Source organism: Oligoflexus sp., from assembly GCF_035712445.1.
GTDB lineage: Bacteria > Bdellovibrionota_B > Oligoflexia > Oligoflexales > Oligoflexaceae > Oligoflexus.
Genome location: NZ_DASTAT010000009.1, coordinates 1 through 13,263 on the forward strand (window position 1 = coordinate 1; position 13,263 = coordinate 13,263).

At 54.9% G+C, this 13,263-nt stretch carries 5 protein-coding genes and 1 pseudogene; 3 read left to right on the top strand and 3 right to left on the bottom strand.

Translation table 11 applies throughout. The features are described 5' to 3' along the window. Nucleotides 1-46: 46 nt before the first annotated feature. Together VFO10_RS01100 and VFO10_RS01105 are read right to left on the bottom strand one after the other, a co-directional pair. Nucleotides 47-3,475, bottom strand: coding sequence for a hypothetical protein (locus VFO10_RS01100; protein WP_325136815.1), 3,429 nt, complete (start codon nt 3,473-3,475; stop codon nt 47-49). A 24-nt stretch (nt 3,476-3,499) separates the two neighbouring features. Then, nucleotides 3,500-4,006 carry a hypothetical protein gene (locus VFO10_RS01105; RefSeq protein WP_325136816.1) on the bottom strand — a complete coding sequence of 169 codons (507 nt, stop codon included), beginning with the start codon at nt 4,004-4,006 and terminating at the stop codon, nt 3,500-3,502. Between the two features lie 445 nt (nt 4,007-4,451). On the opposite strand from VFO10_RS01105, the gene VFO10_RS01110 reads away from it, so the two are divergent. Both VFO10_RS01110 and VFO10_RS01115 read left to right on the top strand, forming a co-directional pair. Beyond that, a complete protein-coding gene (locus VFO10_RS01110; RefSeq protein ID WP_325136817.1) occupies nt 4,452-6,323 on the top strand; it encodes an acyl-CoA dehydrogenase family protein in 1,872 nt (623 codons plus the stop codon). Between the two features lie 329 nt (nt 6,324-6,652). After that, a complete protein-coding gene (locus VFO10_RS01115) occupies nt 6,653-7,180 on the top strand; it encodes an HNH endonuclease (RefSeq protein WP_325136818.1) in 528 nt (175 codons plus the stop codon). 3 nt (nt 7,181-7,183) lie between these two features. Here VFO10_RS01115 and VFO10_RS01120 read toward each other — a convergent pair whose 3' ends face one another. Continuing rightward, nucleotides 7,184-8,269 carry a S1C family serine protease gene (locus tag VFO10_RS01120; RefSeq protein WP_325136819.1) on the bottom strand — a complete coding sequence of 362 codons (1,086 nt, stop codon included), beginning with the start codon at nt 8,267-8,269 and terminating at the stop codon, nt 7,184-7,186. Nucleotides 8,270-8,494: 225 nt separating this feature from the next. Between VFO10_RS01120 and VFO10_RS01125 the strand changes: the two are divergent. Further along, a pseudogene (locus VFO10_RS01125) lies at nt 8,495-13,263 on the top strand (hypothetical protein); the annotation flags it as partial.

Below are 13,263 nucleotides of genomic sequence, written 5' to 3' on the forward strand. Positions count from 1 at the left end.
CTGGTAAGGAATGCACTGAACAGAGTCATCATCCACAGGCGACGCATTATGAACCTCCCGCTTGCAGCAGTTTTTCGATCTGTTGCAAGGCTTCCCCAGCCTTGGCGTTGATCAGACCGGTAAGGGGTATGGACCTGATAAAAATATCCTTGCTGACGATTCCACCCAGATTGATGCCCATATCCATGAGTCCCTGCTCCATGCTGATCGCCACGCCCTGCGGATAGGCCACGCGAAGCGCGCGCCGGGCCATGACCATCTGCTCGTCCTTGTACTCGGGATCCAGGACATCGAGAAGGGACATCAACTGACGCTGACCAATTTCTGTCAGATCGAGCCGTCCCGTCGCCAAACGTTTGCGTATATCAAAATTCACAGCCATGCGGCCGCTCAGGGGCGCCCAATCTTTCGGAGGAAGCCGCTTCTGAGGTTCGCGCAAAAGCTCCGCCTGGATTCCCGAGAAACGCCCCAGGAAACCAAGCTGGAGGCGGTCGGGATGCAGGTCGAGGTAGTAACGCCCCAGGGCGCTGCCCTGAAGCAGCTCGATGCGAAGTTCGTTCAGAAGGATCAGGTTCTGCCGGACTTCGAAGTTCTGCTGGAAGGGCCCGGCCAGGATATGTTTGTAACGCACCTGTTCGATGCTGAGCCGCGGGCGGTCACTGACATAGGGTTCCAGGCTATCGTAATCCACGCGAGCAAAGGGATTCATAGTGTTCAGATAAAGAAATCCAACGCGACCTTTTTGAACTTCAAGTTCTTCATGAATGGAAATGCCACCATTGACGTTTTTGATGGCGATGTCACCGTACTGGGCTGAAAAGCCTTGAAAACGCGGGTCAGCGTCGATGGAAAGCCTCGTTTTATCGAAGAGCACAAGCTTGATGGGAACCTGCATGCGGCCCGTTCCCCGGATCGGAGCGTCGGTCACGCTGCCGATTTGAGAATCCACCATGCCATCGAAATAGCCCTGGCTGTTCAAGCGGAATTGGCCCTGGCCCTTGAATTGGAAGAGGGTATCGTGCAGGCCGACGAAGAGGGTTTTGATGGTGAAGAGGTCTTTGTTTTGAAGGTTTCCATGGAAAACGAGTTTGAACTTCCTCAGAAGTTTTTGGATGTGCTCCTGCTCGGGAATTTCTTTCAGGAGTTCGATGCTATCGGCATCGACCATCATCTTCACTTCGCCATTATCCGGTTTTTGCAGATTCTGGACCGAGGCCTTGATCAGGGTTTGCAGGTTGTGAACACGGGCCACATCGTCGGCGGTCAGGGTGGGTTCCACAAGGCGCGTGACCAGCTCTCCCCTGCCCTTTGCCACCTGAATGCGGCTATCGAGTCGCAGGGGATCTTTCCAGCGGATGCGGCGTTTATCCTGGCCAACAGCGGTTTGCTCCAGGGTTTGGGTCAGTTTCAGATCGGCCTTGATGCGATTCAGATCGAGGCCTTTGATATCCTGTAGTCGATCGTAGCCATGGACGAGCGCGATCTGATGATCGCTGGACATGCGCAGCCCACCCAGATCATCCAGGGCTTTGGCCGCTTCCACGATGCGCTGAAGCGAGGGATCGGCCTGGATTTTAAGGGAGCTCGTGCTGAGGAGTTCGCCCTTTTTATCCTGCCAGGAGATATTCATTCCCAGGAGTTGATGCTGATCAATTTTGGTTTGTCCCTGCAGTTCCCCGCTGATGCGATCACCCACCTGAGCCTTGACCGTAAGGTCCTGCAGGACGGCAATCGGCTTGCGGAGCGCCTTATGCTGGACGCCGTCGGCCTTGATTTGAAGGGTCATATCCAAAGGACTGGCCACAGCATGGGTTTCCCGAGCCGGCAGAGTAAGTTCACTCTTTAAGGTGGCATTTTGAAAGCGAACAAGGCTCTGGGCCGTGGGGCGCTGCTGTTTGATGCCCGCGGTCAATGAATTGGTTATGGTAAGTTGATGCCAGTTTTCCTGGTTCACTTCGGCCAAGGGCATCGGGTGCTGGATGTGCTGCGATAGGGAAAGGTCCAAAGTGGGCCAGCCTAGCTGCTCCAGTTGGGCCAGTGCTGCATGCAAGGGTTTCAAGGATGGATGGGGATCCAGTTTCATTTGAAGACGGGCCTGCAGCATGCCGTTTTGATCTTTACCATCGCCGCTGAGCTGCAGAATTTTTTCGCCATTGGCACTCGCCTCGCCCAACAGGCGCCCTGCCTGGTTGCTGAGGTTGAAACCCAGGTTGAGTTCCTGCTCCCATTCCAAGGGGGCCGCGATAAATTGCGAGGTCAAAGGATCGACAACAAGGGTCAAGGCAGCCTTGCCCTCGCCCTGCTCGGCCTGGGTTTTCAGGCTAAGTTCCACGGCCTGGGTGGTGGCCAGATTTTTATTGTTTTGGACGGCCTTGAGTTTTTTGATCTTCAGATTTTCCGTAAGGTCCCAGCTTTGATCGCGGCCGGGATTCAGGCTCAAAAGGCTTATTTTCCAGCTATTTTCATTGGTGAGTGAGGCCGATGCGAGTAGTTTTTGGGCGGCTTTCGCCTGACTCAGATCGAGTTCATCCAGGGCGATTTTCAACTGACCTTCGCTGACGAGCGGCCAGAGGATATCGTTCACCTGCGGATTTTCCGAAACGGGCCCGTCCCGTTTCGCAGTCAGCTCGGGGGTCACGGTCAGGCTTTTGAATGCGAGATCCAGCTTCGAGCCGTCCTGTCCGGATCGTTGAACACTCGTATTATTCAGGGCAAGATCGAGTTGTTTCAGCGCGACATTCCAATTGAATTGTCCCTCGGGCGCCCGGACGGCTAGCGTCAGCTCGGGTTCCAAGGCCAGATCCGTTTTGACTTTCAGACTGCCAACAGACGGATCATTCTGCTCCAGCATCACCTGGACGTCCAAGGCCATGTCCGCGCTGAAGTCGAGAATCTCGGGTTTTAAGGCGACGGCGGCATCGATATCCGCTTTCTTCAACTGCGCGGTGATGAGCCTGGACCCCTGGGTCAGCTGAAGGTTCAGCTGGTTATCACGAACGATCAAAGAGGGTCCATCGAGCTGCACAGGAGGACGGCGAATCAAATCAATAAGGGGTTTCAAGCCCTCGGATGGTTCTTCCGGCTTCTCTTCATCCGACAGAACCATTTTCACGTCACCGCGCAGGCCTTCCACCAGGACTTCGCTGACTTCGAGGCGTTTTTTTAAAAGCGCCCAGAAGGAATATCCAAGACGCAGGCGGGCAAGGGTTAAATCCGCCTGGATGGTCGGTGGCCGATCTATTTTCATCTTAAGATTCTGCAGGTTTAAACCGGCAAACACATCCAGGGACAGAGTTTCCGCATCCAAGGTGATGCCGGCTTTCTGCAGCGGCTCTTTCAAGGACGCCAGAATTTTTTGCTGAACATCGGGCGAACGCAGGGCCAGCCATGCCGTTGTCAAAAGCAGGGTGACCAGGAGCAGCAGGCCTCCCAGAATAATCAGAACCAGCTGCCACCAGCGCGGCTTGCCTTTCATTGTTTTCCTCTTGTCCCTGGGCGATTACTCAGGAGCGCCGTTGTCGATCCACTTTTTCAAAGCTGCGAGGCTGCCGTTGGATATACAGATATTTTGCGGCGGCTGCTCGCGATGCGGCTGCACCGCGCATCCCACAGAAAGAGATGGGTCGAGGACGGCAACGACCAGGGATTTGGCAGAGGTTCCGGCGTTAATGAGCGGGACATCGAGGCAACCGGCTTTGGTGACCTGAGCCTGGTCCCATTTGGGATAATCATTAATAGTCTTGCCCTTCAGCTGCATGAGGAACGCCTCCTTGGTCCGCATGTCAGGCCCACCGAGAGTTCCCGTCGCCTGAGCCCCATGACAGGTTCCACAGCGCCCCGAAAACACGTTCGCCCAGAGCGAGGCGTAGTTCGCTTCCGCCACGATCGCATTGGTCGCGGCGCAGGGGGATGTGTCTTCCTCTTTCTTATCAGATCCACAGGAACTGAGTCCTAGGATAAAGACCAACGTTAGGCCGACTTTGAAGGCAGAGCGGAGCAGTTTCATGAAACACCTCAACAGCTGGGGTCTGGCATTTGGATAAGTCTAGGGACCTCATTCGGAAAAGTAAAGTGTCGGAGTCCTGGTCAATCTGACTAGACCAAATCTAATAGGAGGCGACCTGCATGGCCCGCGAATCCATTCCGGCAAGGCTGGACAAGCATTCCGTTTTTCAGAATACACTGAAGACTCTAAATTTTGGACCGAAACCATATCTGGGAAGTCAGATCAGCCTTCGCCCTTGTAAAATCCCATGACAGGGAGACCCTCTGAACGCTGAACGTATGTACGCGGACGTAAGGAAATCAGCTGACCCGAGACAGTGATGCAGCAAGGCTTCGGTCAGGAAACACGCGCAGGAAGTTTCGTTGATTTCTGAAGGGCAAGGGTTTACTGTGTCAGGATTCGCCCACACGATGATGTCATGCGACGAGAACATTGAGGTTGTACCATGAAAAACAAGCAGAACTTTTTTACTGACAATCCAGACATCGCCTACCACATGAGCCCCAAGCGGATGAACGAACTGTTCGCATGGATGTCTGACGCTGAAAAAGAGGCTCTCGGCGTTTCCACCGCGGAAGAATACAGGAAGATGTGGCTCGACATCGGCCAGGTCGTGGGCGAGTTTTCCGGAACCACGCTGGAAAATAATAACCAGAAAGTGGCCAAGGAAGATCTGAAGCTCGAAAACGGCGAAGTGATTTTCCCCAAGACGATCAAAGAAAACGTCCGGGTCTTTAACGAGATGGGCGGCCCCGGCATGTCCATCCGCAGCGAATTCGGTGGCATGAACGCCCCCTTCATGGTCGAACTTGCTGGGTTTGAAACCATCTATCGCGCCTGCCCGTCGACCGCTCTGAACGTCTGCTGGTACGGTTCGATCGCGACTGTGATCGACCAGTTCGGCAGCCAGGAACTGAAAGACGAATGGATTCCCAAAATCGCGACGGGCGAAGTCTCGGGCTCCATGTCCCTGACCGAGCCGGACGTGGGTTCCGACCTTGCCGGTATGCGCACCTACGCGGAAGAACAAGGCGACGGCACCTGGCTCGTGAACGGCAATAAGCAGTTCATCAGTAACGGCTGCGGTGAAATCAGCCTCGTGCTGGCGATGAATCAGAAAGGGGCCAAGGGCCTCAAGGCGATCAACCTTTACCTCGTGCCGCGCAAGGTCAATGGCAAGAACAACTACGAAATCGCCAAAATCGAAGAAAAACCGGGTCTGCACGGTTCGGCGACCTGCGCTTTGAAATTCGAGAAGAGCGTCGGTTATCTGATTGGTGAGAACGGCAAAGGCTTTCACTACATGCTGCACCTGATGAACGAAGCGCGCCTTGGCGTTGCGTTCCAGGCCCTCGGTGTGATGGAGGCTTGCTATCGCCTGTCGCGTGATTATGCCCAGCAGCGTGAAGCCTGGGGCAAACCCATTGCGAAGCACGAAATGATCGCCGAGCGCCTTTACGATATGGAAGTGGAACTGAAAGCGTTCCGCAGCCTTTGCTATCGCGCCGCGCATTACATTTCGCTGATCACCCTTGGCGATCGCCGCCTGGAAGAAGGCAACCTGCCTGAAGGCAAGCGCGAAGAGATCATTTCGAAACTGGATTACTACAAGCGCAAACTCCGCGAATGGACCCCGCTGGTCAAGTGGTGGGGAGGCGAGCGCGCTTATGTGTATGCCCGCAACGCGGTGCAGATCCACGGCGGCTACGGTTTCACGACCGAATACAAGGCCGAGTGGTGGCTGCGTGAAAGCCTGATCCTCAGCATCTACGAAGGGACTTCGGAAATTCAGTCGTTGATGGTCATCAAAGATACTGTCAAAGACATCATGAATAATCCCAAGGACTTCGTGGAAATCACTGTGGGCAGCCGCGTGATGGCCCTTGCGGAAAAAGACTGGCTGATGCGCCGCTACTTCAAGATGCGCCAGACCTTTAACCTCGCTTTGGTGTCGATCTTCTTCAAGCTGGTGAAGACCAAGGTGAAGAGCAAGTTCTCGGCGGATAAGCCTGCCGACCTCATGAAACTCCTGAAACTCATTGGCCCTGAGCTGGTGAAGTTCGATAATCTTTCGCCTGCCCTTTTGCACGCGGGTCGAATTGCCGAAATGAAAGCCATCCTGGCGATCGCGCATTCGGTGATCAAGGATGCGGAACGCGACGAAAGCTTCCGTTATGCGGCTGAACGCTTTGTGAACAAAAATGGTCCGATCATGGCCCAGATCAAAGCGCAGATTGATATGGATGATGACTATTTCCAGGAGCAGATCCTGGGTGAGAAAGAGGAGATGGCGAAGGCCGCGAATAGCGATAGCTAAGAAGGTTTTTTGGTTCGCCTAAAATAAAGAGGGAGCGGGTAAACCCTCTCCCTCTCTGTCACCGCCTGACCTTCAGGTTGACGATGAATCCGTAGTTCCTGATGAGCTGCACTGTTTCAGCAGCTCCGACTGAAGGCTGGCGAGGCGACCCTACCGCAAGTTCCGCCCAGGGTAAAGCGGAATTATGACGTGCAAAGCTTTCTGGCACGCTTTTTTTGACTAAACTTTCGCGGCCTCTTGATGATATCCTGAATCTATGACCAAAATCGTGGGTTTAGTAGCATCATAATCGCCTGATACTGTTCAGTGTGCGCGCGAGAGGTGAAGCAATGAAGACGCTTGTCCTGAATTCCGGTTATGAACCGGTACGAGTGGTCAGCTGGCAGAAAGCTATGATTCTGCTGCTGACCGAGAAGGCGGAACTTGTCAAAGCCTACGACAGTTTCGTCCGTTCAGCTAAGAAGGCTTACTCCCTGCCCCAGATCATCAAGCTCAAACGGTACATCAAATCCTTTACCGCCGCCGCCGGCGCCGTCACTTACTCCCGCCACAATGTATTCCGCCGCGATAAATACCACTGCCAGTACTGCAACAAAAAGCTCAACGAGAAATCCGCAACCATCGATCACATCATTCCCAAGTCCAAGGGTGGAGCCGACACCTGGGAAAACACAGTCTGTGCGTGTATCGCGTGTAATTCAAAAAAAGGCAACAGGACACCGGAAGACAGTCAGATGTCACTCGTGCGGAAACCGCGGCGCCCCAGTTTGAAGCATGCGCTCAAGGAACTTCTGGATGAGTTTGATTGTGAGGCGTGGGGACTCGAAGACGCAAACGGCAGCTTCGAGCCCACTTAGAGTTTAGCGGATATTCATATCCCCAAGTTGCACGGGAAGCGTCCTCTTCTTGCCTTCCCGGATGAACGTGACTTTGACCGTGTCTCCGACCTGATACGCATCGAGGGTGTTCAGGAGATCGTCAAAGGAACGAATCTTCTTGTCATCCACTCCAATGATAATATCACCAAGGATGATATCGCCATTCCGGGTCCTGTGCGTCCCGCGGAGACCAGCGCGCGCGGCTCCCCCACCATCCGTGACGACCCGGACGATCACCCCTTCGAGGTTCAGCTGCCGGTTGATGCTGCTGTCAAAGGGCTCAAAACCAAGGCTCGGCTGAATCACACGGCCGTTCTTGATGATCTGGGTCACGATACGATTGATTGTGTTGGCCGGCAAAGCGAAGCCTATGCCTTGTGCACCACCGCTTTCAGAAAATATCATGGTGTTCATGCCGAGCAGGTAGCCCCGGCTATCGAGCAGCGGGCCGCCGGAGTTCCCGGGGTTGATCGAAGCATCCGTCTGAATCATGTCGCGGATCGTATTCCCGCCAAAGCCTGGAATAGAGCGCCCCAGAGCCGAGACTACGCCTTCCGTCAGCGTCTGATCCAGACCGAAGGGACTGCCGATGGCAATGGCCTTCTGCCCGACGAAGATGCGACTGGAATCGGCCAAGGGAAACTTGCCCATGTTGCGTGCGGCTTCGGGCTTGACTTTCAGTACGGCTATATCTTTTCTTTGATCAAAGCCGACCACTTTCGCCGGAAGACTCTTCCCGTTTTTGAAGGAAACTGTGATGCGATCGGCGTCCTGGATCACATGAAAGTTGGTGACGATCGTGCCATCGCTGTCCCAGATGAATCCCGAGCCTGTACCGGCAGGGACTTCTGTGACATCAAAGGAAAAGAAGCCGACGCGCGCATATCGCAGGTTGCTGACGTTGACGACGCGACCCGATGTGCGTTCGAAAACTTCGATCGTGTTGCGTTCCGAGGGCAAAAGATAACTGGTGTCCTCGGGTCCGGTGACTGGCTGGGAAGGCGTCTGCGCCCATGCCGCCGTGGTGACAAGCCCCCAGGCAAGCAGCGACAGAACTGGCTTTCTCATTGACCCTCCTCAGGTGGCGTTTCCCCATATTATACCGAACGATCCTGCCTAACGGTAAGAAATGCCCCCTGAATTACTCAAATGCATGAGGCCGCATGAAAAACAAGGGAAATAATAATACACCCCATGTCCCTGTACTTTAAATAGGAAACAGACGATTTTGCAGAACTGCGGAATTCCACCGACGAGTCCACCATTAAGAAATCCCGAAGGGGGGGCGGATCCATGATCCCAGGTATGAACTTCCTGATTGCATCATTGGCAGCGTTGTGGCTGACAGCGTGCGGCAGCGGCGGTGGAGCCCAGGAAGAAGCGGGCACGGAAACGGGCGGCACGACATCGAATACCGACGCCACAAGCCAATCCCCAGCCTCCCAGGCCCCTCAGAAGGCAGGGCCGGTGAGCAAGGGCGAAAGCACCCAAGTGGAAGTCAAGACCGACGAGGCCGCTGCGGACACCCCCTCATTGACCCTAAGCCGCCTCGGGAACAACAAGCTGACCTGGAACGAAGTCGTGAAAGCGGGTGCCAGCTATCTCGTTTTTGAACGGAAGGATAAGGACGAGTATGACTTCACCCAACCCATCCAAAGTCTGGATGATGTCGTAACACTGACCCTTGCTGAGAAGCCCGGTACTCATTGCTACATCATCCGCGCCAAGACTAAAGACAACAAAGTCACGGTCGATAGCAACGAGATCTGTATTAATCGCACGGAGCCCTTCATCAACTTGAGCGTGAGTTCGGATTCAGCGGCGACGGGTGAAGAAAAAATCAACATCAAAGCCGAGGCGAGCACCAACCTCCAAGGTACAGTGGCTTTAAGTTTGAAGCAAACTCGGGGACCGACCGTGACGCTGGACGGCAGCGCCGGCAACTGGTCATTCCTTAGCCCGAATTTCAGAACTCCTACCGAGCTTAGCTTTGAAGCGACAGCGAGCCTCGGTGATCTGACCCGCACAAAATCCTTGAGCCTGACTGTTTTACCCAAAGACCATGGCCCGACCATTCAAAATTTTGCAGATCAAACTGTGGTGGCCTCAGAGCTTCTGACTTTGGCAGCGCTGGCTGAGGATTCGGATCAGGATACTCTGAGTTTTGCCTGTATTTTAAATTGCCCCAGTGGACTCGCCATCGACGAGGTGACCGGTGTCATCAGCTGGCGACCAGGCCTGGACCAGGTCGGTGAAGCCCAGCCCGTGATCCGGGTTAGCTCCAACGGCCGCGCGGCCTCAGCTTCCCTGCGCATCATGGTCAACGCGCCTGCGATTCAAATCATGCAGCCGCTGGTCCTGGCCACGAGCGGGGAGATTATCGAGGTCCAGCCCGCCATTCAAAGTAATCTGAAGCCCCCTTATCAATGGACTTTGACTCAGATCGGTGGGCCCAACGTTCAGATTTCGGGTCAGGGTGGAAAGTGGACCTTGACGGCTCCGTCCGTTGAAGATCGCGCGGTCTTGAGCTTTGACTTGAAAGTGGGTAATGGACTTTATTTCGCTCAGCAGAACGTAAGCGTGCAGGTCGATCCGCTGCCGATAGCCCCAACCGTCAGCGTGGGGGCCGATGTTATCACGCGGTCTTTGATCACGGCGACCGGCAGCGTGTCATCCAATGCCAGAACATTCGCCTGGAAGGCGATAAGCGGTCCAGGCCGCATTACATTCTCAGATCCGACTGCGGCTTCGACGACTATTCAGGCGGATACGGATGGTGTTTATGAAATCGAACTGGCGGCAAGCAACAGCACGGGGCAGACCGGGCGGGCCTCTTTCCGTCTGACCTGGGACACCAGCGCTCCGCAGATTGAAGCCGGAGCCGACGCGAATACGGCCCAGGCCTTGACCCGAAATGCTCAGGTGCAGGGTGCGAAGACCCTTACCTGGACGAAAATTCAGGGACCGGGGCAGCTGAGCTTTTCCCCAGACAATGCAGCCTCGACTATAATTTCTGCGGATCAGGATGGTGAGTATATCATCCAAGTCTCGGCTGAAGATGAAGCCGGGAACTCGGCAGCTGACAGCTTTACCTGGTCTTATGATCGGACACCGCCCGCCGTTGCACTCGGCAGTTCCATTCTGATGCAGAGCAAGACCAAAGCGCTCACAGCCAGCATCAGTGATGATGCGGTCAGTATCCAATGGAGAAAAGTGAGCGGTCCGTTGACCGTGAGCTTTGCTCCCGACAACCTGCGCAGCACGACTGTGACCCTGGGCGGTGATGGTGTTTATGTGGTTGAAGTGACTGCCAGCGACGCCTTGGGCAATCAGGCCTCGGCTCAGCAGCAGATCACCGTCGATACTCTGCCGCCGCAAATTGTGTCCGTGACACCTGGGGCTATCCTTGCGGATGGCTATTTGAATCCTATTGAAAAATCCAAGGCCCAGCCTCTGGTTGACAGCGTGAACGTCAAGGATTCAAGTGCCTCGACAATGGCCTATAAAGTGGTGACCAGCGGCGCCAGCTGCACAAGCAGTCTTGTCTACTCGACCACTGTGCCTCGCTCCGATGATGCGGCTATCGCCGCGGCCGGGACCTACAAGGTGTGCGTAAGAGCTACCGACAGCATGAACCTGAATGCCTACGCAGCCGGCCCTAACTTTATCTATGATACGACGGTCGTGAGCGCGAAGGTCACAGGCCTGCCGGCCAACCCCAGCCGCACGACCAATCTGCAGGCTGTGATCTCTGGTTCTTATGTGACCCATTACAAAAGCAAGCTGGGTGCGGCTGAGAATACGGATTGCGCCAGCAGCAATGGTTATGGGCTGGAAGCGCCCGTGACCGCGCCCATTATAGTCGATTACGCGGACTATGCGGATGGACTTTTGCGCCTCTGCGTCATCGGTCGTACAGCCGGCGGCAACTGGCAGGATCTCTCGGTCGCCTTCCGTTATGATTGGACTTTGGATCGCGCAATGCCGGGCGCGCCTATGAGTCTGACAGCAAGCCCCCTGGTCGCCCGCACGCGCCTCAGCTGGCCCGCTGCGAACCAGGCGGATGCGTATTTGATCATTCGCACCGAAGAAAACTCCGTGACCTGGACGCCCACATCGGGACAGGCCTATGGAATCGGGGCTGATATTGATGGCGGCAAACATCAGGTCGTGGGTTTGACTTCGGATCTTTATGCTTTCGATGAAAGCGCCGAGGGAGAACGCACGTATAATTACGCGGTTTACGCCTTGGATAAGGCTCTGAACTATAACCCGAACCCAGCGGAAACCTCCGGCACGGCCGTGGCTCCGATTGAATTCAGCAAGGCCGATGGCTTTGATCGCCTGGTTCGCGTGGTACTGCCTATCCTGGAAGGTGAACATAAGGGCAAGATTCTGGTTGGTGGCGACTTCCTCGTCTATCGCAAGGATCCTGCTGTTCGCCTTTTGCGTTTGAATTCGGATTTTACTTTGGATACGAGCTTCAAAGCGGCTGCCATCAATAATTCTGTTTACAGCATGGCAATGGCCGCGGACGGCTCCCTTTATATCGGCGGCAGCTTTACCAACGTTGGCGGGAAAGCCCGGAACCGCATGGCGCGACTTACCAGCAGTGGTGCGCTTGATGAAAGCTTTGTGCCGCCGGGATTTAACAGCACGGTGATGGCTTTGGCGTTAAGCGAAGATCAGAACCGCATTTACGTGGGTGGGGCCTTCACCTCTCTGACGACAACACCAGCAACCCCCATGAGCCGTCTGGCCGCGCTCCGGACCTATGACGGTGCCTTGGATACTGGCTTCCAGCTCAAACAAAATGCAGCGCAGACTGTGACGGGTTTCAACAGTACGGTCTGGACTATTCTGCCAGAACCGAGCACCTCGCATATTTTTGTGGGTGGACAGTTTACCGATTACGGCGGCGCAACCCAGGCGCGTTTGGTGAAGCTCGATGAAACAGGGGAAATTGATAGCAGTTTGAGCCTGGCTTCGGGTTTTGATAATACGGTTGTGACTTTGAAAATCGACAGTCATCAGCGCCTTTATGTGGGCGGCAGCTTCGGTCGTTATCGTGGGTCGTCCTATTACGCCCGACTTGTGCGTCTGAAAGCAGACGGCACGGTGGATACAGACTTCAGCAAGGGCCAGTCGACCAGCCCTCGATTGAACAGCACGGTGTATGCGATTGAGCTCGATGAAGCCAATCAGAGAGTTTACGTCGGCGGTGACTTCACTCTCTACGGAACGGCGCCTCTGACTCGCCTTGCGCGTCTGTCGATGCTGGATGGTTCACTGGATACTACCATGACCGGCGGGACCAATGGGACTCTTCAGACCCTGGCCTTGACGGATAACGGCAGACTCATAGGCGGTGGTAACTTCCAGCGTTACGCCGGGGAAAGCACGGCCTTCTTCTTTGCGGCATCGGGAAGCAACGGTGCTTTGGATGCCAACAGCCCACGTGGTTCCAACCTGAATAGCGTCGTTTACGCTACGGCTCGGGTGGTGGAAAGCGTGACCAATCCACGGGAAAGTGTGAAGTATTTCGTGGCTGGTAGCTTTACGACTTATAACGGCGAACCTGCCAATCGAGTTGTGAAACTCGATCGCCTCGGGAATATGGATAAGTCGTTCAATACCCCTGTCATCAACAGCAACGTGTATGCGATCGCTTGGGATGAGCAGGATAAAAAGCTCTATATCGGCGGCATATTCACCCAAGTGAATGGTGTGGTCCGTAACCGCATCGCTCGTTTGAATGCCGACGGGACTCTTGATACGAGTTTCGTGCCGGATGGCTTTGACAGTGATGTCTATGCGATTGCCCTTGCCCGCTTGCCGCATAACGGAGCGCGTGTCGTCTATGTCGGCGGGAAGTTCACTAAAAATGGCAGCTCGGCAGCCGGACGTTTGGTTCGCTTGGGGGCTGACGGAAAACTCGATGCGAATTTTGTGACGGGAAATGGCTTTGATAATAACGTTGCGGCGCTGGCCGTGATTCCTGCGAACGATGATCATGCTGTCTTCGTCGGCGGTTCGTTCACCAAATACAACTCGGGGTCCAA

Bases quoted from the DNA above. Each gene is read 5' to 3' on its own strand.
- VFO10_RS01100 (WP_325136815.1), bottom strand. From the start codon at position 3,475: ATGAAAGGCAAGCCGCGCTGGTGGCAGCTGGTTCTGATTATTCTGGGA.
- VFO10_RS01105 (WP_325136816.1), bottom strand. From the start codon at position 4,006: ATGAAACTGCTCCGCTCTGCCTTCAAAGTCGGCCTAACGTTGGTCTTT.
- VFO10_RS01110 (WP_325136817.1), top strand. From the start codon at position 4,452: ATGAAAAACAAGCAGAACTTTTTTACTGACAATCCAGACATCGCCTAC.
- VFO10_RS01115 (WP_325136818.1), top strand. From the start codon at position 6,653: ATGAAGACGCTTGTCCTGAATTCCGGTTATGAACCGGTACGAGTGGTC.
- VFO10_RS01120 (WP_325136819.1), bottom strand. From the start codon at position 8,269: ATGAGAAAGCCAGTTCTGTCGCTGCTTGCCTGGGGGCTTGTCACCACG.